Raw genomic sequence first — 19,652 nt, 5'->3', positions numbered from 1 at the left:
CAAGAACAAAGAGCGACGGTCGGCAGGGGGACCGACCGGAAGATCGATCAGGCGCGCGGGCGCGACCTGACACGAACCAGCACGCCGAGGCCCAGGGCCATCAGCGCGAAGGATGAGGGCTCCGGCACCGAGGCGACGGAGAAGTCGATGGCCGCCAGCGGCGCATTGCTGCCATCGATGCTGTAGTGATTGGTCAGCGTGAACTGCAGATGCTGGGTGCCGACCGGCAGCGCAAAAGGCAGCCAGCCCGAGTCGCCCGACCAGCCGGCATCCAGGATGTCGGATGCCCGCCAGACATCGGGATTGGCGGTGTCGCCGTCGTAGACCACGGAAATGCTGTCGTCGTAGGCAGGAATGCCCGGGCCGGCGTCCGAGTAGAAATAGTCCGCCGTCAGCAGGCGCAGGAAGAGCTTGTCGCCGGCCGCCGAGGGCAGATCGAGCGTGAACTCGGCCTGGCTGCCGTGGCTCACCGGCGTGGTGGATGCGGTCGCGGGCATCGGGCCCATCTGCAGCAGGCCGAAATAGCCGCCGCTCACCGGCGTGACGGTGGTGGTGTACGCAAACGACGGATCACGGTCATCGGTCAGCGTGACGGTGTAGCTGCCCTGTGCCGTGAGCTGCACGCCATCGGCGCTGACCGTCCAGCCCTGGGCATCGCCCGACTCGAAGCCGGCGGCGGCGGCATGCACCGGCTGCGCAACCAGGCTCGAGACCAGCACCAGCGCGGCGGGCATCCACAGTGACGACAGTGACTTCAACATCGGCTTCCTCCTGAAACTGCAGGTCCGTGAGATCGGATGCTCTGCAGTCTAGAAAAAATGCCCCCTGTCGATGGACCGAATACATCGCGTCGCCCGGCCAATTCAAGTTTCGTGCCGACGTGATTCCTTCATTTCAGGGGGCAGATCCTGCAGATTCCCGAGTGGCTCGGGCCGATGGAGCAGGAAACCCAAGGCCTGGCTCAGGACCCATGCGGCCGCATCGGCGCGCGGGCCAGCGCCAGCGACGCGGCGGCGGTGCGGGTCTCCACGCCGAGCTTCTCGTAGACATGCTCGAGGTGCTTCTTCACGGTGGCCGGGCTGCTGCCGAGGATGTCGCCGATGTCGCGGTTGGTCTTGCCGCGGGCGACCCAGTAGAGCACCTCGGCCTCGCGCGGGGTCAGGCCGAAGGCCAGCGACAGCGCCTCCAGCGCGGCCGCATCGTCGGCCTCGCGCAGCACCAGCAGCCACTGGCCGTCGCCGGCAGCCTCGTGCAGCGTGAAGCGCAGACGCCGCCCGCTCGATGCGGCATCGACCACCAGCGAGGGCGAGCCCGGCACCGGTCCCTCCTCCAGCCCGGCCAGCCGCGCCGTCTCGCGCTGCAACCAGGCCAGCACCGCCACCGGCGCGCGCCGGCCGTCGGAGGCGAAATGCTGCTCCAGCAGCTGCCGCGCCAGCGCGGTCTGCCAGACGATGCGTCCGTCGTGCATGCGCACCATCAGCGTGGCATGGCCGAAGGCATCGAGCGCGTTGCGCGCCTGCTGCTGCTCGCGCGCGGCCAGCGAGTGCGCGGTGATGCGCGCGATCACCTCGCGGGCGCGGATCGGCTTGGTCACATAGTCGGTGCCGCCGGCGGCGAAGGCGGCCACCACATGCTCGGTCTCGGTGAGTCCCGTCATGAAGATGATCGGGATGGCGGCGGTGCGCGCCTCGGCCTTGAGCCGGCGCGCCACCTCGAAGCCGTCCATGCCCGGCATCATCGCGTCGAGCAGGATCACGTCGGGCTGGGCGCGCAGGGCGCGCTCGAGCGCACTGGGGCCGTCGGTGGCCACCAGCACGGTGTAGCCCGACTCGTCGAGCGTGTCGTGCAGCACCGCGAGGTTGTCGGGCACGTCGTCGACGATCAGCACCACATCGGCGCGGCGGTCAGCGGAAGCGTTCATCGGTGTTGTCATGGCCATCGCGGGGGTCATCCTCATGCAGCGTCCTGCGCAGCAGTCCGTTCATCGCGTCGAGCTGGAACTGGCGCGCCAGCGCGCGCAGCCGCCCGACCAGCGCAGCGCTTTCGGGCTGCGCGGCCTCGATGCGGTCGAGCTCGCGCATCACGCCGCGCACATGCCCGATGCCGATCGCGTCCCGCAGCGCGCGCAGCCGCTCCGGGTCGATGCGCGGCGGCACCTCGGGTGTCTGCGGCCGGGTCGGGGCGCTGGGCGCGGACGGGGCCGGCTCCGCGGCATGCGCCTCGGTCTCGATCCACTGCAGCGCCAGGCGCCGGCCCAGCCAGTCGAGCAGCTCGCTCATGCGCACCGGCTTGACGAGGAAGTCGCCCGGCTCGATGCCCACATCGTTGTCCAGCCCCTTGTCGAAGGCGTTGGCCGAGACGATCGCCGCCGGCGTGCCCGCCGGCAGCAGGCCTTGCGCGCGGATGCGGCGCAGCGTCTCCCAGCCGTCGATGCCGGGCATGGCCAGGTCCATGAAGATCGCGTCGGGCAGCGCACCGTTGTCGCCGGCCGCCTGCAGCGCGCGCAGGCATTCCTCGCCGCTGGCAGCCTGGCGGATCGTGAAGCCCAGCGGCTGCAGCAGGCTGACGATCAGGCCGCGATCGACCTCCTCGTTGTCGACCACCCAGATGCAGCGGGGCGGCCCGAGCACGCCGATGCGCCGACGCACCGGTGCCGGCCGCCCGGCCGCACCGTCGTGCACCTCGGGCAGGAACAGGCGCAGCCGGAAGGTCGTGCCACGGCCGGGCTGGCTGTCCACCGTCAGCTCGCCGCCCATCAGGTCGGCGAGCATGCGGCTGATCGTCAGCCCCAGGCCGGCGCCGCCGCTGACGCTGCCGCCGGCAGCGGCCGAGCCGCGCTCGAAAGGCTCGAAGATGCGCGCCAGCTCCTCGGGCGTCATGCCCGGGCCGGTGTCGGCGATCTCGAAGCGGGCGATCTCGCGGGCGTAGTTCAGCCGCAGCACCACCTCGCCCTCGCGGGTGAACTTGATCGCGTTGCCGACGATGTTGATCAGGATCTGGCGCAGGCGCTTGTCGTCGGCACGCACGCAGGCCGGCGCGCCGGCGATCTCGCTGCGGAAGACCAGGCCCTTGGCGGCGGCCTGCAGCTCCAGCAGCCGGGCGATCTCGTCCAGCGTCTCGGCGAAGCGCATCGGGCGCACGTCCAGGCGCAGCCGGCCGCTCTCGATGCGCGCCAGGTCCAGCGTGCCCTCGATCAGCGACAGCAGGTGGTCGCCGCCGCGGCGGATGACGCTCACCGCCTGACGGCGCTGTGGCGGCATCGTCTCGTCCTCCTCCAGCAGCTGCGCATAGCCGAGGATGGAGTTCAGCGGCGTGCGCAGCTCGTGGCTGATCGTGGTGATGTAGCGGCTCTTGGCCAGATTGGCCGACTCGGCCACCTGCTTGGCCTGCTGCAGCGCCAGATCGGTCTGGCGGTGCGACTCGATCTCGCGGCGCAGCGCCAGCGTCTGCGCGTGCAGCGCCTGGGTCTGGCGGTTGGCCTCCTCCTGCGCCACCTGGCGGCTCTTGTGCGCCAGCACCAGCCACCAGGCGATCACGCCCGACACCAGCGCCAGCGTCGGCAGCACCAGCTCGCGGCGCATGCCGGCCAAGAGCAGCAGCAGCGGCAGCAGCACCGCCATCATCAGCAGATAGTGGCCGAGACCGCGCTCCAGATAAGGCCAGACCGCACGCGGCAGCAGCCGCCTCAGCATCGCCACCCACTGGACCGACAGATGCGCCTGCGGCAGCTTGCACAGGTCATGGCAGCGCACGTCGAGCGTGCAGCACAGCGAGCAGATCGCACCGCGGTAGGCGGGGCAGTGCGTCATGTCCTCGCCCTCGTACTCGCGCTCGCAGACGGTGCAGCGCTGCGGCGCGGCGTAGCGTCGGTAGGTGCCGGCGTGCTCGCCCGCCTCGCCCACGCGCGGCGCCAGGTAGAAGCGCCCGCGCGTGGCCCAGGCCAGCAGCGGCGAGACAATGAGCGCCGTCACCAGCGCGATCGGTGCCGACCAGGCCTGCGCCATCGCGCCAAAGACGCCCAGATAGGCCGCCACCGACACCAGCGAGGCCGCCCCCATCGCGCCGACACCCACCGGGTTGATGTCGTAGAGATGCGCGCGGCGGAACTCGATGCCCTTCGGGCTCAGGCCCAGCGGCTTGTTGATGACCAGGTCGGCCACCACCGCCATCATCCAGCTGATGGCGATGTTGGAGTAGAGGCTCAGCACCCCACCCAGCGCCTGGAAGACCTCCATCTCCATCAGCATCAGCGCGATGCCGGTGTTGAACACCACCCAGACGACGCGCCCCGGATGGCTGTGAGTGATGCGCGAGAAGAAGTTCGACCAGGCCAGCGAGCCGGCGTAGGCGTTGGTGACGTTGATCTTCAGCTGCGAGATCACCACGAACAGCGCGGTGGCCGCGACCGCCCAGCCGTAGTGCGGGAAGACGTACTCGTAGGCGGCCAGATACATCTGGTTCGGGTCGACCGCGCGCTCGATCGGCACCATGTGGCCGATCGCCAGCGAGGCCAGCAGCGCGCCGCCCAGCATCTTCAGCACGCCGAACACCACCCAGCCGGGGCCGCCGGTGACCACGCCGACCCACCAGCGCAGCCGGTTGTCACGGGTGCGCTCGGGCATGAAGCGCAGGTAGTCGGCCTGCTCGCCCATCTGCGTGAACAGCGCGATGCCCACCGTCATCGCCGCGCCGAAGGCCTGCGGGTCGAAGCCGGTCAGGTCGGACTCGCCGCCGTAGGCCACGAGCGCATCGATCACGCCCGGGTTCTCGTGCAGCACGAAGGCATAGGGCAGCACCAGCATCAGCGCCCACAGCGGCTGGGTCCAGACCTGCAGCCGGCTGATCACCGTCACCCCGTGCGTGACCAGCGGCAGCACGACGCCCGCGCAGATCAGATAGCCCCAGGCCGGCGGAATGTCGAAGGCCAGCTCCAGCGCGTAGGCCATGACCGCCGCCTCGAGCGCGAAGAAGATGAAGGTGAAGCTGGCGTAGATCAGCGAGGTCAGCGTCGAGCCGATGTAGCCGAAGCCCGCGCCGCGCGTGAGCAGATCCATGTCGACGCCGTGGCGTGCGGCGTAGACGCTGATCGGCAGACCGGCCAGGAAGATGATCAGCCCGGTGGCCAGGATGGCCAGCGCGGCATTGACGAAGCCGTGCTGCACCAGCAGCGTCGCGCCCACCGCCTCCAGCACCAGGAAGGCGCCCGCACCGCCCAGCGAGGTCACCGCCACCCGGCCGATGCTCCAGCGCCGGCTGCTGCGCGGCGCGAAGCGCAGCGCGTAGTCCTCCAGCGTCTCGCTGGCGACCCAGTCGTTGTAGTCGCGGCGAATCTTGATGACGCGCTGCACCGGCTCGCCAGCCTCGGGCAGGCCGAAGGCTGGCCCGATTTCTGCCTGCAGGGCACTGGTCCCTGTGTCTCCGTCCGTGCGCATGCGGGCGGGACACACAAGAAACGCACCAGCCCGGCCGCGCAGCGCGTCGGGCCGGCCAATCTCATGTCCGCCCCTGCATCATGGAACTCACGCCCCGCGAGAAGGACAAGCTCCTGATCTTCACCGCCGCGCTGCTGGCCGAGCGCCGCAAGGCCCGTGGCCTGAAGCTCAACTACCCCGAGGCGATCGCGCTGATCACCGCCGCGATCATGGAAGGCGCGCGCGACGGCAAGTCGGTCGCCGCGCTGATGAGCGAGGGCAAGACCGTGCTCTCGCGCGCCGACGTGATGGAGGGCATCGCCGAGATGATCCCCGAGATCCAGGTCGAGGCCACCTTCCCCGACGGCACCAAGCTGGTGACCGTGCACCAGCCGATTGCATGAACCACACCGGTGCGCACCAGTGTGGCGCATCGATGATTCTTCCCCCTGCCTGCTTCCGACCATGAAGAAGACCGCCTCCCTGCTGTCCGCCGCGCTGCTGAGTCTCGGCGTCACGCTGCCTGCGTTTGCCCACGAGGGCCACGGCCTGCCTGGCAGCGCGCATTGGCACTCGACCGACGTGATCGGCTACCTGCTCGCCGCGGGCATCGTCGCGCTGCTGTGGTTCAACCGCCGCAAGTGATCCGGGCTGAACACCACCGATCGGCCATCACCCACGGAGACGCCGCATGATTCCCGGAGAACTCTTCACCGACGCGGGCGAGCACCCGCTCAACCCCGGCCGGCGCACGCTGACGCTGGTGGTCGAGAACGCCAGCGACCGCCCGATCCAGGTCGGCTCGCACTATCACTTCGCCGAGACCAATGCCGGCCTGCGCTTCGACCGCGCGGCCGCGCACGGCATGCGGCTGAACATCGCCAGCGGTCTGGCGGTGCGTTTCGAGCCCGGCCAGCAGCGCACCGTCGAGCTGTGCGATTTCGCCGGAGACCGGCAGGTGTGGGGCTTTCGCGGCCTGGTGCAGGGAGCGCTCTGACATGACGACATCGAAAGCCACCTTCCCCCGCCGCGCCTATGCCGAGATGTTCGGCCCGACGGTGGGCGACCGCCTGCGCCTGGCCGACACCGACCTGATCATCGAGGTCGAGCAGGACCTGACCCTGCGCGCCGGCGGCTACGGCGAGGAGGTCAAGTTCGGCGGCGGCAAGACCATCCGCGACGGCATGGGCCAGAGCCAGCGCCCCAACGGCCCCGGCCCCGGCGACGCGGTGGACTGCGTCATCACCAACGCGCTGATCCTCGACCACTGGGGCATCGTCAAGGCCGACATCGGCCTGCGGGGCTCGCGCATCGCCGCCATCGGCAAGGCCGGCAACCCGGACGTGCAGCCGGGCATCGACATCGTCATCGGCCCCGGCACCGAGGTCATCGCCGGCGAGGGCCTGATCGTCACCGCCGGCGGCATCGACACGCACATCCACTGGATCTGCCCGCAGCAGATCGAGGAGGCGCTGACCTCAGGCGTGACCACGATGATCGGCGGCGGCACCGGCCCGGCCACCGGCACCTTCGCCACCACCTGCACGCCCGGCCCCGAGAACCTCGCGCGCATGCTGCAGGCGGCCGACGCCTTCGCGATGAACATCGGCTTCCTCGGCAAGGGCAACGCCAGCCGCCCCGAGGCCCTGCGCCAGCAGGCCGAGGCCGGCGCCATCGGCCTCAAATTGCACGAGGACTGGGGCACGACGCCCGCGGCGATCGACAACTGCCTGAGCGTGGCCGAGGACACCGACATCCAGGTCGCGATCCACACCGACACGCTCAACGAATCAGGCTTCGTCGAGGACACGGTGGCCGCCTTCAAGGGCCGCACCATCCACAGCTTCCACACCGAAGGCGCCGGCGGCGGCCACGCGCCCGACATCATGAAGGTGGTGGGCGAGGCCAACGTGCTGCCCTCGTCCACCAACCCGACGCGCCCGTACACCGTCAACACGCTCGACGAGCACCTCGACATGCTGATGGTGTGCCATCACCTCGACGCGTCGCTCGCCGAGGACCTGGCCTTCGCCGAGTCGCGCATCCGCCGCGAGACCATCGCCGCCGAGGACATCCTGCATGACCTGGGCGCGATCAGCATGTTCTCCAGCGACAGCCAGGCCATGGGCCGCGTCGGCGAGGTGATCATTCGCTGCTGGCAGACCGCGCACAAGATGAAGACGCAGCGCGGCAAGCTGCCCGGCGACACCGATCGCCACGACAACGCCCGCGTCAAGCGCTACCTGGCCAAGCTGACCATCAACCCGGCCATCACCCACGGCATCAGCCACGAGGTCGGCTCGGTCGAGGTGGGCAAGTGGGCGGACCTGGTGTTCTGGCGACCGGCCTTCTTCGGCGTCAAGCCCAGCCTGGTGCTCAAGGGCGGCTTCATCGCGATGGCGGCGATGGGCGACCCGAACGCCTCGATCCCGACGCCGCAGCCGGTGCACTACCGGCCGATGTTCGGCTCGTTCGGCGGCGCGCTCTCGCGCACCTCGCTCACCTTCCTGTCGCAGGCCGCGCAGGCCGGCGGCGTGCCCGAGCGGCTGGGCCTGCGCAAGCAGACCGCCACGGTCAAGGGCTGCCGCACGGTGAAGAAGGCCGACATGGTCCACAACGGCTACACGCCGGTGATGGAGATCGACGCCCAGACCTACTCGGTGCGCGCCGACGGCCTGCTGCTGACCTGCGAGCCCGCCACCAGCCTGCCGATGGCGCAGCGCTACTTCCTGTTCTGAGCCAGGAGGCTGCTTGCCGCCGAAAGCCCCCGTCGGCGGCAAAGATCCTCACTATTCCAGCGTCAGACTGGCGTCAGCTTCGTTATCGTGCGAAGCATGGCTGCCCTCCCCCACCCCCGCACTCCGTCGCCTGCCGTGGTCCACGTCGGCGAGTTCGTCGACACGCTGGCGACGCTGCGGCGCGGCCATGTCATCGTCGTGATGGATCCGGACAAGCGCACCTGCATCCTCGACGGCATGGGGCTGCAGTGGTCCTTCCGCTCGCTCGACGCCTATGGCCTGATCGAGGAGTTCGACAACCCGGACGGCTTCGAGGGCCTGCACTACTACCGGCTGACGCCGGACGGCGCGCAGTTCGCCGACCGTGCGCTGGCGGCCTGGCGCGAGCGCCCCTGGCACCAGCGCCTGATGCTGCGCCTGCGCGGCTGAACGCGCCCCGCCGGGCGCAGCGTGCGGGCACGCGACTTGCCTCACAATGCGCCGATCATGCTGACCGTCAACAAACTCCTGCCCCAGGGCCGTGGCCTGGCCCGCGTGCTGCTGAACCGTGCGACGACCGTCGAACTCGACTGGGACGTGCGCCAGAAAAGCCGTTTCGACGCCACGGACAGCGGCGGCCGCCACCTCGGCGTCTTCCTGCCGCGCGGCACACTGGTGCGCGGCGGCGATGTGCTGGTGGCCGAGGACGGCTCGATGGTGAAGGTCGTCGCCGCCGCCCAGCCGGTGCTGGAGGTGCGCACCTGCGCCGCGCACGGCACGCCCTTCGACCTGCTGCGCGCGGCCTATCACCTCGGAAACCGCCACGTGCAGCTGGAGCTGCAGCCCGACCACCTCAAGCTCGAGCCCGATCATGTGCTGGCCGACATGCTGCGCCAGATGCACCTGATCGTCACCGAGACACAGGCAGCCTTCGAGCCCGAGGGCGGCGCCTATGCGGCCGGCGGCCACGGCCACGCGCATGAACATGCGCATGGACATGCGCACGACCATTCGCACGATCACGGCCATTCGCACGCGCCAGCGCCGAGCGCCCCGGCCCGAGGCCGCCCGATCGGCATCGCGGTGCGTTCCGAGGCCGCGCCGCATGTGCACGGCCCCGGCTGCGGCCACGATCACTGAGCCGAGACCCCGTTTCCGATGCCGAAGGTGATCTCCCGGCCGGCGCCGCTGACGGCGACCGCGCTGCTGCAGCTGATGTGGCTGGCCTCGCCGGCGCTGCCGGTGGGCGGCTTCAGCTATTCCGAAGGGCTGGAGGCGGCGGTCGACACCGGCCGCGTCCATGACGAGGCCTCGGCCGGCGCCTGGATCGTCGACCAGCTGCACCTGACGCTGGCGCGCGCCGACCTAGCGGTGGTGGCCGGCGCGCACCGTGCCTGGTCGCGCGGCGACAGCACGCGCATCGCCGAGCTCAACGACTGGGTCCGGCTGACCCGCGAGACGATGGAGCTGCGGCTGCAGACCGAGCAGATGGGCCGCTCGCTGGTCGAGTGGCTGCGCACGGTGGACGCCGCTGCCGTGGCCGACGGCAGCGAGCCCGACGGCCGCATCGCGCAGCTGGCGGCGCTGCGGCCCGCGCCGACCTGGCCGGTGGCCTTCGCGCTGGCGGTGCACCGCACCGGCGCACCGCTGCGCGAGGCGCTGCTCTCGCACGCCTTCGGCTGGGCCGAGAACATGGTCCAGGCGGCGATCAAGGCGGTACCGCTCGGCCAGAGCGCCGGCCAGCGCATGCTCGCCGCGCTGATCGCGACGATGCCGCAGGCGGTCGATCAGGCCATCGCGCTGCCGGATGCCGAGCGCCAGGCGCATGCGCCGATGCTGGCCATCCTGTCGGCCCGACACGAGACGCAGTATTCGCGGCTGTTCCGCTCATGAACCTGAAGACCGAGCGCACCGCCGCGACCTCCGGCGGCGTGCGCGCGCTGCTGGCGCGCCCCGCCTACGCCTGCTACTGGCTGACCCGCGTGCTGACCCAGATGGCCTCGCAGATGATGATGGTCGCGCTGGGCTGGCAGATGTACGACCTGACCGGCAGCGCCTGGGACCTGGGCCTGGTCGGACTGGTGCAGTTCCTGCCCGCGCTGCTGCTGACACTGCCGGCCGGCCACATCGCCGACCGCCATCACCGCGGCCGCGTGATGATGGCCGCCACCGCGCTGCAGGCGCTGGCGGCGCTGCTGCTGGCCGCTGGCACGCAGGGCGGCTGGATGGACCGCACGCTGATCCTGGCGATCTCGGCGCTGCTGGGCATCGGCAAGGCCTTCCAGATGCCGGCCTCGCAGGCGCTGCCGGCGCTGCTGGTGCGCGCACCGCTGCTGGCGCAGGCGGTGGCCTTCGGCTCGAGCGGCATGCAGGTGGCGATCATCGGCGGCCCCGCGCTGGGCGGTCTGCTCTATGTGCAGGGCGCCGCCACCGTGCACGCCTGCGGCGCGGCGCTGCTGCTCGTCGGCTGCGTGCTGGCCGCCGCGGTGCGCTACGACCGCCCGCCCGCACCGAAGGAGCCGGCGAGCTGGCGCAGCGTGCTGGCCGGCATCGGCTTCCTGCGTGGCCAGCCGGTGATGCTGGGCGCGATCTCGCTGGACCTGTTCGCGGTGCTGCTGGGCGGCGCGACCGCGCTGCTGCCGATGTTCGCCAAGGACATCCTGCATGTCGGCCCGTGGGGCCTGGGCCTGCTGCGCGCAGCACCGGCCGTGGGCGCGCTGCTGCTGTCGGTCTGGCTGGCCCAGCATCCGCTCGAGCGTCGGGTCGGGCGCACGCTGATCGGCGCGGTGGCGGTCTTCGGCGTGGCGATGCTGGTGTTCGCGCTGTCGTCCTCGTTCTGGCTGTCGCTGATCGCGCTGGCGGTCTCGGGGGCTGCGGACATGGTCAGCGTGGTGATCCGCCAGACGCTGGTGCAGCTGGAGACGCCCGACGCGATGCGCGGCCGGGTCAGCGCGGTCAACTCGGTCTTCATCGGCGCGAGCAACCAGCTCGGCGAATTCGAGTCGGGCGCCACCGCCGCGCTGCTCGGGCCGGTGGGCTCGGTGCTGCTGGGCGGCGTGGGCGTACTGCTGGTGGCCGGGCTGTGGACCCGGCTCTTTCCGGCGCTGTGGGCTCGCGACCGGCTGCATGCCGGTCCGGGCTGAGCTTCAGGAGGCGCTCTTCGGGCGCGAGATGTCGGCCGGATCGGCCTCGTAGTCGGCCGAGGCGTCCGGGCAGACCAGCTCGGCGCTGCGCGCCCAGGGCTTGTCGATGTAGAGCTGCCAGTCGACCGGATTGGCGGCGTAGTTCTCCAGACCGGTCGGATCACCGCAGGTCTGCGCCGACACCGACTGGCCCGGACCGACGACGACGATGGAGCCGGCCTTGAGCGTGCATTTCGCGACCCAGGTCAGCTCGTTCCAGCCGTTGCAGATCTCGTAGGCGGCGCGGTACTGCTGCACCGTGCCCTTGGGCGGGTCATAGGACCACCAGCCGCCCATGCGGTTGGTGTTGCCGCGCGCATCCAACTTGGCCGGACCGTTCCACATGCGCCAGACCGGAATGTCCTGCACGATGCGAATCACCATGCCCTCGGACACCCCGCCCTGCCCGGCCGGCTTGACCGCCGAGCCGATCACCGCGCGCTCGTAGCCGGCGTCGCCGGGCTGCAGCACCTCGGCGCTGGCGGCGATCTGCGGCTGCAGGCCGCTGCTGCCGCTGCCCGCGCAGCCGGCCAAGACCAGCGCGAACAGCAGCGCCGGAAGCGCCGGTCGGACCCGCGGCGCCTTCATCATCGTCATCATCGTCGTCTCCTGGGAAAAAGCACGCCTCAGGCCTGCAGCGTCAGCGCCGGCAGCCCCTGGATCTCGAAATGGCCGGTACCGCGCGGCGTGGCCAGACCATAGTGGCGGCCATCCGCATCCGGCCAGGCCTCATGGCCGTCGAAACCGAGACGGGCCGCCCGCTCGAAGGTCAGCCCATGCGCAGACACGGTCAGGCCGATCGGCCGGTCCAGCGACAGCAGTGCCGGCAGCGGCAGACCGGCCATGTCGCGCAGCCCCAGCAGCAGCGTGCTGCCTTCACGCTCGATCGACTCGAGACGCCAGCTGCGATCGCTGGGCCGCACCACCGCAAAGCCCCAGAAGCGGATCTCGCCAAATTCGCGGCCCAGCGCGGCACGCAGGCGGGTCAGCAGGTCATCGGCAGGAAGATCGGTCATGCAGGCAAGAGCAGGTCGGCAGAGGGTGTCCTGCGCGACCTCGTCCGATCGCGCATTTCTTTACGACCATTTTCATTTCAGACGCGTCATTCACGACCAACCGAAACGAAACAGCTTGCAAAAGCAGCTGCGCATGGCTGACCCCAGATTCAGCCGTTGACCGTGGTGCGCAGGAAATCGATGCCGCGCCGCAGCCAGGTCGAGCCGCGCCCCGAGTAGCCCTTGACCACCGCATGGCCGACGGTGAACTCGCGGTCGAGCAGCGGCGTGCGTCCGTCCAGGCGCAGCGCCAGCCCGCCAAAGAAGAACCGCTCCGGCAGCTCGGGACTCATCGAAGGTCGATGGCGCAGCAGCATCGCCGCCTCGCAGGCGGCCAGATCGTCCTCGGCGACCGGGCTGTAGCTGAAGGACAGCGACTCGCCCGGCCCGAGACGGCTGCGCCAGCGCGCCAGGTCGCGCGAGCCGGTCACGCACTGGTTGACATTGCTCGACGCGCCCACATGCAGCAGCTCCAGCATGGTCGTCGACTTGTCGAGGTCATCGAAGCGGGCGCGGTAGACGCAGAACAGACCCGGACGGCGCGGCATCAGGCCGCTGTTGAACTCGCTCCAGTAGCCGGAGAAGCGCAGGATCACTTGCGGAACAGCCATCGATCAGCCTCCCCCACGAGGCAGGTTTTCTCTTGTTGGATGATTGTCATTTCAGGGCGACCACTGCATTCTGGAAGTGATACCCGCCAGTCCGGATCTGATCCGGCCTTCGCCCCCTCAGGCACGGGATGGCCGGAAATCTGTGCCTGTTGCGGCGCAGCATCCTTTTCCCCCCGGCGTCGGGCGGCTTGGCACAATCGGGGCCGTCCAGCTCGGGAGCCCAGCCTCATGCGTCGTGTCGTGTTCAATCAGAAGGGTGGCGTCGGCAAGTCGACGATCGCCTGCAACCTGGCCGCGATCAGCGCCAGCCGCGGACTGCGCACGCTGCTGCTCGATCTCGACGCCCAGGGCAACAGCACCCGCTACCTGCTCGGCGCCGGAGCGGATGCACCGGCGCCTGACCTGGCAGCCTTCTTCGAGCAGACGCTGCGCTTCACGATGGATCCGAAGGGCGCCGCCGGCTTCGTCGTGCCCACGCCCTTCGAGCACCTGCACCTGATGCCCTCCAGCCCGGCGCTGGAGGAGCTGCAGGGCAAGCTGGAATCGCGCTACAAGATCTACAAGCTGCGCGACGCGCTCGACGAGCTGGCCGGGCAGTACGACCGCATCTACATCGACACGCCGCCGGCGCTGAACTTCTACACCCGCTCGGCGCTGATCGCGTCGGAGCGCTGCCTGATCCCGTTCGACTGCGACGACTTCTCGCGTCGCGCGCTCTACGCGCTGCTGGAGAACGTGCGCGAGCTGCAGGCCGACCACAACCGTGGCCTGGCGGTCGAGGGCATCATCGTCAACCAGTTCCAGCCGCGCGCGACGCTGCCGCGCAAGATCGTCGGCGAGCTGGTGGCCGAGGGCCTGCCGGTGCTCGAGCCCTATCTGTCATCGACGGTGCGGGTGAAGGAATCGCACGAGCAGTCGCTGCCGATGATCCACCTCGACCCGAAGCACCGGCTGACGCAGGAGTTCGTCGCGCTGCACGCGCGGCTGGAGCCGGGCGTGTGAGATGCCGCGGCGCAAGACGCCCCCGCGTCAGCCCGCGCCGCTGTCGGTCGAGATCGCGTTCAGAGCATGGGCTGGGTGCATCCGTGTGCCGACATGGCCGGAGATCAGATGCACGCCGATGACCGGCGGGTGGCAGGTCACCGCGCCGAAGAGGGTCGCGAAGGCGGCATCGGCCGCATCGCGCCCGCACGCCAGCCGCAGCAGCCCCATCGGGATCGCCGTGCCGGACGGGTCGAACAGATACCAGCGCCCGGAGAGGTAGACCTCCACATAGGCGTGGAAATCAGGGGGACCCAGCGCAGGATCGGCGCCGAAGTCGAAGCCGGTGATGAAACGCGCGGGCAGATTCAGAGCCCGGCACAGCGCGATCATCACATGCGCGAAGTCGCGGCAGACCCCGGCGCCATTGGTCAGCGTCGCCAGAGCCGAGGTGCTGCTGTCGGAGGCGCCGCTGCGGAACGCGATGCGCTGGCGCACCCAGTCCCGGATCGCCATCACGCGCAGGCAGCCCCGAGGCAGGGCACCGAATTCGGCATTGGCCAAGGCCTGGAGCTGATCCGACTCGCAGTAGCGGCTCGGGTACAGGAACGGCAGGACATGGGCCGGCAGCCGGGCGACCGGCATCTCGGTCAGCGCCTGCGGCGCCTCGACGTGATGCGCCACCTCGACGATCGCGTCCGAGTGCAGCATCAGCACACCCGGGTGCGCGGTGAGCCGGACATGTCGCGTGCGGCTGATCTCGTCGGTATGCAGATGCAGCCCGACGCGCTGGCTGATGGCCAGTCGCTCCTCGATCACCCGCTGCTGGTGCGTGCGAGCGGCCTGGACGTTGAAGATGAAATCCGCACCTGGCGCGGCCACCTCGTAGCTCAGGTCGATCGAGAATCCGAGTCGGATCACGTCCGGCTGCTGTAGCCGCCGAAGCTGCGCCCACCCCCAAAACCGGACGGACGCTCTTCGCGGGGACGCGCCACGTTGACGGTGAGCGCGCGACCGTCGACCGACTTGCCGTTCAGCGCGCTGATGGCCGCCTGCGCAGCCGATTCGGAATCCATCTCGACAAAGCCGAAGCCCTTCGAGCGACCGCTGTCGCGGTCGGTCATGACGGTGGCGGTGCGCACATCGCCGTGACGGGAGAACTGTTCATGCAGGTCGGCGTCGCTGGTGGAGTAGGACAGATTGCCGACGTAGAGCTTGCTGGTCATGGTGTTACCTGATTCGGGAAGAAGAGGAAGCGCAAGAAAGTGCGCTGGAAGCGGCGAGCGGGGCAAGGCCCCAGCTCGTGCCGGTACGGGAAAGGATGCGCTGCAGGGCATGGCGCATGGGCGGGACGGCGCGGGCGTCGTGCAGGCGACTGGACAGAAGCGGGCTGGCAGGTGCGGTGCACGCTGCCGATCGGAACGAGACGGGGATACGAAGCTTTCACGAGCCGCTGCGGCAGGTCTGGGGCAGCGGCGATCAGAAGGTCGAAGGCAGGAGATGCACTTCGTGCGGACGTTGAACTCGCTGTCCGGCGGCTGGGGCACAGGGTTGCTGGCTGTGCGGCCCAGAGGCGGCCAGAACATGGAGATCACCGCGGCGATCAGCTTTCTGGCGGAAGGAGAGATCAACCGAGATCTCTGAGCGATCAGGAGCTTGTCCTGATCGTCGATTTTTCATCGTAGCACGCTTCTTGCAAAGCCATCGGGGTTTCTCGCCAGCATTTGCAATGCGGCCCCACGCCCGGCTCAGTGCGCCTCGTCCCAGTTGCGCCCGACGCCCACCTCGGCCAGCAGCGGCACCTTCAGCGCGGCCACGCCGGCCATGCGCGCGGGCACCTCGGCGCGCACCCAGTCCAGCTCGGCCTCGGGCACCTCCAGCACCAGCTCGTCGTGCACCTGCATGACGATGCGGGTGGCGCGGCCCTGGGTGTCGATCGCGTCCTGCACCGCCAGCATCGCGCGCTTGATCAGGTCGGAGGCGGTGCCCTGCATCGGCGCATTGATCGCCTGGCGCTCGGCGGCTGCCCGGCGCGGGCCGCTGCCGCCGCGGATGTCGACCAGGTGGATGCGCCGGCCGAACAGCGTCTCGACGTAGCCGCGCTCGGCGGCCTGCGCGCGCGTCTCGTCCATGAAGCGGCGCACGCCGGGATAGCGGGCGAAGTAGCGCTCGATGTAGTCGCGCGCGGCCTTCGGCTCGATCCCCAGGCTCTGCGCCAGGCCGAAGGCGCCCATGCCGTAGATCAGGCCGAAGTTGATGGTCTTGGCGTAGCGGCGCTGCTCGGGCGTGACCTCGGCCAGCGGCACGCCGAAGACCTCGGCGGCGGTGGCGCGGTGCACGTCCAGGCCCTCGGCGAAGGCCTGCAGCAGCGCCGGGTCGTCCGACAGGTGCGCCATGATGCGCAGCTCGATCTGCGAGTAGTCGGCGCTGACCAGCACATGGCCCGGCGACGCCACGAAGGCCTCGCGCACCCGCCGGCCCTCGGGCGTGCGCACCGGGATGTTCTGCAGGTTGGGCTCGCTGCTGGCCAGCCGGCCGGTCACCGCCACCGCCTGCGCGTAGTTGGTGTGCACCCGGCCGGTGGCAGGGTTGACCATCTGCGGCAGCTTGTCGGTGTAGGTGCTGCGCAGCTTGGCCAGGCTGCGGTGCTCCAGCAGCACCGCCGGCAGCGGATAGTCGGCGGCCAGCTCCTGCAGCACCTCCTCGTCGGTGCTGGGCGCGCCGCTGGCGGTCTTCTTCTTCACCGGCAGGCCGAGCTTGCCGAACAGGATCTCGCCGAGCTGCTTGGGACTGCCGAGGTTGAAGGGCTGGCCGGCGATCTCGTGCGCCTTGGCCTCCAGCGCGACCAGCCGCGCGGCCAGCTCGCAGCTCTGCGCCTGCAGCGCCGCGGTGTCGATGCACACGCCGTGGCGCTCGATGCGCGCCAGCAGCGCCGACACCGGCATCTCCAGCGTCTCGTAGATCGCGCGCAGACCCTCGGCGCCGGGCTCGACCAGCTGCGGCCACAGCGTGCGGTGCACCTCCAGCGTCATCTCGCTGTCCTCGCCCGAATAGCGCGTGGCCAGATCGACCGCCACCTGCGAGAACGGGATCTGCTTGACGCCCTTGCCGCACAGGTCCTCGTAGCTCAGGCCGCTGCGGCCGAGGTGGCGCTGCGCCAGGCTCTCGAGCGAATGCGGCCGGTGCGCCTCCAGCACATAGCTCTGCAGCAGGGTGTCGTGCTGCCAGCCACGCACCGCGATGCCGTGGTTGGCGAAGACATGGGTGTCGTACTTGACGTTCTGGCCGACCTTGGCCGCGCCGGCATCCTCCAGCCACGGCCGCAGCAGGGCCAGCACCTCGTCGAGCGGCAGCTGCGCGGGCGCGTCCGGGCCGTCATGCGCCAGCGGGATGTAGGCCGCCTCGCGCGGCTGCACCGACAGGCTGATGCCCACCACGCGCGCGCGCATCGGGTCGAGCGAATCGGTCTCGGTGTCGAGCGCGACCAGCTCGGCCGCGCGCACCTTGTCCAGCCAGACGGCCAGCACCTCCCGGCTCAGCACCGTCTCGTAGGGGGATGCGGCGTCGGTGGCCGCCTCGGCAGCGGGGGTATCGGCGGGCGCCTCGTCGAAGGCGAACAGGTCGCCGGTCTCGCCCGCGCGCGGACCGGCCGGGGCGGCAGCGGCCGCCTGCGCCGCGACCTGCGCCGCGGCTTCGGCGGCGATCTCGCGCTCGACCTCGGTGCGCCAGGTGCGAAAGCCGTGGCGCACCAGGAAGTCCAGCAGGCCGGCGCGGTCCACCGGCCGCAGCGCCAGCGCGTCAAGCTGCGGCCAGCCCGCCACCTGCGCCGACAGGTCGCAGTCGGTGCGCACGGTGATCAGCTCGCGCCCGGTGGGTAGCCAGCCCAGCGCCTGGCGCAGGTTCTCGCCGGTCACGCCCTTGATCGTGGCCGCCGCGGCCATCACGCCCTCGAGCGAGCCGTGCTCCTGCAGCCACTTCACGGCCGTCTTCGGTCCGACCTTGGCCACGCCGGGCACGTTGTCCACCGCGTCGCCGATCAGGGTCAGGTAGTCGATGATGCGCGTCGGCGGCACGCCGAACTTGGCCAGCACGCCGGCCTCGTCGAGCGTCTCGTTCGTCATGGTGTTGACCAGCGTGATCTCCGGCGTGACCAGCTGCGCCAGGTCCTTGTCGCCGGTGGAGACGACCACCCGGTGGCCGCGGGCCGCCGCCACCCGCGCCAGCGTGCCGATGGCGTCGTCGGCCTCGATGCCGGGCACCTCCAGCACCGGCCAGCCCAGCAGCCGCACCACCTCGTGGATCGGCGCGACCTGCGCGCGCAGGTCGTCGGGCATCGGCGCGCGGTGCGCCTTGTACTCGGGGTAGATCGCGTCGCGGAAGGTCGGGCCCTTGGCGTCGAAGACGCAGACCGCGTGCTCGCTCGGAATGTCCTTGGCGATGCGGCGCAGCATCGCCACGAAGCCGTGGATGGCGCCGGTGGGCTCGCCATCGGGGCCGCGCAGGTCGGCCATCGCGTGATAGGCGCGGTAGAGATAGCTCGAACCGTCGATCAGCAGCATCGTCGGGCGGTCGGCGCAGGCGTGGGCATCGTTCATGGCGGAATTGTCGGTGATCGCCCGGCGTGACGCGGGTCACGGACGCCGCAGCCTACAATCCGCGTTTCGCCCGCTCCTCCGCTGCTCGCTGCACTGTTCTCCGATGGCCGTCTTCACCGAAGTCTCCCTCGCCGACGCCCAGGCGCTCGTCGACCGCCTGGGCCTGGGGCCCGTCACCGCGCTGCGCGGCATCGCCTCGGGCATCGAGAACACCAACTACTTCGTGACGACCGAGCGCGGCGAGTGGGTGCTGACGCTGTTCGAGCGCCTGACGCACGCGCAGCTGCCCTTCTACCTGCACCTGATGAAGCACCTGGCCGGGCGTGGCATCCCGGTGCCCGACCCGCAGGCCGATGCCACAGGCGAGATCCTGCACACCGTCTGCGGCAAGCCCGCGGCGCTGGTGGACCGGCTCTCGGGCGGCCACCAGCTCGCGCCCTCGGTCTGGCACTGCCGCCAGGTCGGGCAGATGCTGGCGCGCATGCACCTGGCCGGGCGCGACTACCCGCGCCACCAGCCCAATCTGCGGGGCCTGGACTGGTGGATCGAGACGGTGCCGGTGGTGGTGCCGCACATGGACGAGAGCGCCCGCCAGCTCATCGAGGACGAGCTGGCCTTCCAGCGCCACCTGGCCGACACCGCCGGCTACCAGGCGCTGCCGCGCGGCCCGGTGCACGCCGATCTGTTCCGCGACAACGTGATGTTCGACGGCCTGCCCGGCCACGAGAAGCTCACCGGCTTCTTCGACTTCTACTTCGCCGGCGTCGACACCTGGCTGTTCGATCTGGCGGTGTGCCTGAACGACTGGTGCATCGACCTGCCCACCGGCCGCCTCGACGAGGACCGCGCCAGCGCCATGGTCGCCGCCTACGACGCCGAATGCCCCCTGAGCGCCGACGAGCTGCGCCTGCTGCCGGCGATGATGCGCGCCGGCGCCCTGCGCTTCTGGACCTCGCGGCTGTGGGACTTCCACCTGCCGCGCGAGGCCTCGATGCTCAAGCCGCACGACCCGACCCACTTCGAGCGGGTGCTGCGCGAACGCGTGGCCAACCCGTGGCACTGGATGCGCGGCTGAGCCGACGGACCTGCGACGCACGACG

The 19,652-nt window shown here is 70.3% G+C and carries 20 protein-coding genes; 11 read left to right on the top strand and 9 right to left on the bottom strand.

What is annotated here, in order from left to right:
• Positions 1–47 precede the first annotated feature (47 nt).
• The 3 genes from BW996_RS00860 to BW996_RS00850 form a co-directional block, all read right to left on the bottom strand.
• Positions 48–761, bottom strand: a complete 714-nt coding sequence (locus tag BW996_RS00860; RefSeq protein WP_081837987.1) for a PEP-CTERM sorting domain-containing protein — start codon at positions 759–761, stop codon at positions 48–50.
• 200 nt (positions 762–961) lie between these two features.
• Positions 962–1,921: a response regulator transcription factor gene (locus BW996_RS00855; protein ID WP_037479236.1), complete on the bottom strand. Its 960-nt coding sequence runs from the start codon at positions 1,919–1,921 to the stop codon at positions 962–964.
• Positions 1,905–5,432, bottom strand: a complete 3,528-nt coding sequence (locus tag BW996_RS00850; protein ID WP_081837989.1) for an ATP-binding protein — start codon at positions 5,430–5,432, stop codon at positions 1,905–1,907. Before BW996_RS00850 ends, BW996_RS00855 begins: the two co-directional genes overlap by 17 nt.
• An 80-nt stretch (positions 5,433–5,512) precedes the next feature.
• Here BW996_RS00850 and ureA point away from each other — a divergent pair, with 80 nt between their 5' ends.
• The 8 genes from ureA (at position 5,513) to BW996_RS00810 (ending at position 11,271) form a co-directional block, all read left to right on the top strand.
• The gene (gene ureA / locus BW996_RS00845; RefSeq protein ID WP_037479239.1) at positions 5,513–5,815 is read left to right on the top strand and encodes an urease subunit gamma; all 303 of its coding nucleotides are present in this window, start codon (positions 5,513–5,515) and stop codon (positions 5,813–5,815) included.
• A gap of 61 nt (positions 5,816–5,876) precedes the next feature.
• On the top strand, positions 5,877–6,056 hold the full coding sequence (locus tag BW996_RS00840) for a hypothetical protein (RefSeq protein WP_037479242.1): 180 nt from the start codon (positions 5,877–5,879) through the stop codon (positions 6,054–6,056).
• 46 nt (positions 6,057–6,102) lie between these two features.
• A complete protein-coding gene (locus BW996_RS00835; protein ID WP_037479245.1) occupies positions 6,103–6,408 on the top strand; it encodes an urease subunit beta in 306 nt (101 codons plus the stop codon).
• Between the two features lies 1 nt (position 6,409).
• The gene (ureC, locus tag BW996_RS00830; protein ID WP_037479247.1) at positions 6,410–8,149 is read left to right on the top strand and encodes an urease subunit alpha; all 1,740 of its coding nucleotides are present in this window, start codon (positions 6,410–6,412) and stop codon (positions 8,147–8,149) included.
• Between the two features lie 135 nt (positions 8,150–8,284).
• On the top strand, positions 8,285–8,578 hold the full coding sequence (locus BW996_RS00825; protein ID WP_037479250.1) for a hypothetical protein: 294 nt from the start codon (positions 8,285–8,287) through the stop codon (positions 8,576–8,578).
• Positions 8,579–8,635: 57 nt separating this feature from the next.
• On the top strand, positions 8,636–9,268 hold the full coding sequence (ureE, locus tag BW996_RS00820; RefSeq protein WP_037479381.1) for an urease accessory protein UreE: 633 nt from the start codon (positions 8,636–8,638) through the stop codon (positions 9,266–9,268).
• A gap of 18 nt (positions 9,269–9,286) precedes the next feature.
• A complete protein-coding gene (locus BW996_RS00815; protein ID WP_037479253.1) occupies positions 9,287–10,021 on the top strand; it encodes an urease accessory protein UreF in 735 nt (244 codons plus the stop codon).
• Positions 10,018–11,271, top strand: a complete 1,254-nt coding sequence (locus BW996_RS00810) for an MFS transporter (RefSeq protein WP_037479256.1) — start codon at positions 10,018–10,020, stop codon at positions 11,269–11,271. The genes BW996_RS00815 and BW996_RS00810 overlap by 4 nt, the downstream gene beginning before the upstream one ends.
• Positions 11,272–11,274: 3 nt before the next feature.
• Here the strand turns inward: BW996_RS00810 and BW996_RS00805 are convergent, their stop codons facing one another.
• The 3 genes from BW996_RS00805 to BW996_RS00795 form a co-directional block, all read right to left on the bottom strand.
• Positions 11,275–11,910: a hypothetical protein gene (locus BW996_RS00805; RefSeq protein ID WP_051631656.1), complete on the bottom strand. Its 636-nt coding sequence runs from the start codon at positions 11,908–11,910 to the stop codon at positions 11,275–11,277.
• Positions 11,911–11,936: 26 nt separating this feature from the next.
• Positions 11,937–12,326 (bottom strand): hypothetical protein, encoded by a 390-nt coding sequence (locus tag BW996_RS00800; RefSeq protein WP_037479259.1) that lies wholly within the window; start codon positions 12,324–12,326, stop codon positions 11,937–11,939.
• Between the two features lie 149 nt (positions 12,327–12,475).
• The gene (locus BW996_RS00795) at positions 12,476–12,976 is read right to left on the bottom strand and encodes a hypothetical protein (RefSeq protein ID WP_037479262.1); all 501 of its coding nucleotides are present in this window, start codon (positions 12,974–12,976) and stop codon (positions 12,476–12,478) included.
• A gap of 228 nt (positions 12,977–13,204) precedes the next feature.
• On the opposite strand from BW996_RS00795, the gene BW996_RS00790 reads away from it, so the two are divergent.
• The gene (locus BW996_RS00790; RefSeq protein WP_037479265.1) at positions 13,205–13,978 is read left to right on the top strand and encodes a ParA family protein; all 774 of its coding nucleotides are present in this window, start codon (positions 13,205–13,207) and stop codon (positions 13,976–13,978) included.
• 27 nt (positions 13,979–14,005) lie between these two features.
• Here the strand turns inward: BW996_RS00790 and BW996_RS00785 are convergent, their stop codons facing one another.
• Both BW996_RS00785 and rbp read right to left on the bottom strand, forming a co-directional pair.
• The gene (locus BW996_RS00785) at positions 14,006–14,878 is read right to left on the bottom strand and encodes a transglutaminase-like domain-containing protein (RefSeq protein WP_037479268.1); all 873 of its coding nucleotides are present in this window, start codon (positions 14,876–14,878) and stop codon (positions 14,006–14,008) included.
• Positions 14,875–15,183 carry an RNA-binding regulator gene (gene rbp, locus BW996_RS00780; protein WP_037479271.1) on the bottom strand — a complete coding sequence of 103 codons (309 nt, stop codon included), beginning with the start codon at positions 15,181–15,183 and terminating at the stop codon, positions 14,875–14,877. The genes BW996_RS00785 and rbp overlap by 4 nt, the downstream gene beginning before the upstream one ends.
• A gap of 292 nt (positions 15,184–15,475) precedes the next feature.
• Here rbp and BW996_RS22365 point away from each other — a divergent pair, with 292 nt between their 5' ends.
• Positions 15,476–15,601: a hypothetical protein gene (locus tag BW996_RS22365; RefSeq protein ID WP_259373309.1), complete on the top strand. Its 126-nt coding sequence runs from the start codon at positions 15,476–15,478 to the stop codon at positions 15,599–15,601.
• A gap of 104 nt (positions 15,602–15,705) precedes the next feature.
• On the opposite strand, the gene polA is transcribed toward BW996_RS22365, so the two are convergent.
• A complete protein-coding gene (gene polA / locus BW996_RS00775; RefSeq protein ID WP_037479275.1) occupies positions 15,706–18,552 on the bottom strand; it encodes a DNA polymerase I in 2,847 nt (948 codons plus the stop codon).
• A 103-nt stretch (positions 18,553–18,655) separates the two neighbouring features.
• Here polA and BW996_RS00770 point away from each other — a divergent pair, with 103 nt between their 5' ends.
• Positions 18,656–19,627 (top strand): homoserine kinase, encoded by a 972-nt coding sequence (locus BW996_RS00770; protein WP_037479278.1) that lies wholly within the window; start codon positions 18,656–18,658, stop codon positions 19,625–19,627.
• Positions 19,628–19,652: the final 25 nt, after the last annotated feature.

It is taken from the genome of Sphaerotilus natans (assembly GCF_900156335.1).
In the GTDB taxonomy this organism is placed as follows: domain Bacteria; phylum Pseudomonadota; class Gammaproteobacteria; order Burkholderiales; family Burkholderiaceae_C; genus Sphaerotilus; species Sphaerotilus natans.
The sequence above is the reverse complement of the archived record's forward strand: the minus strand, read 5'-3'. Positions and strand labels throughout refer to the sequence as shown.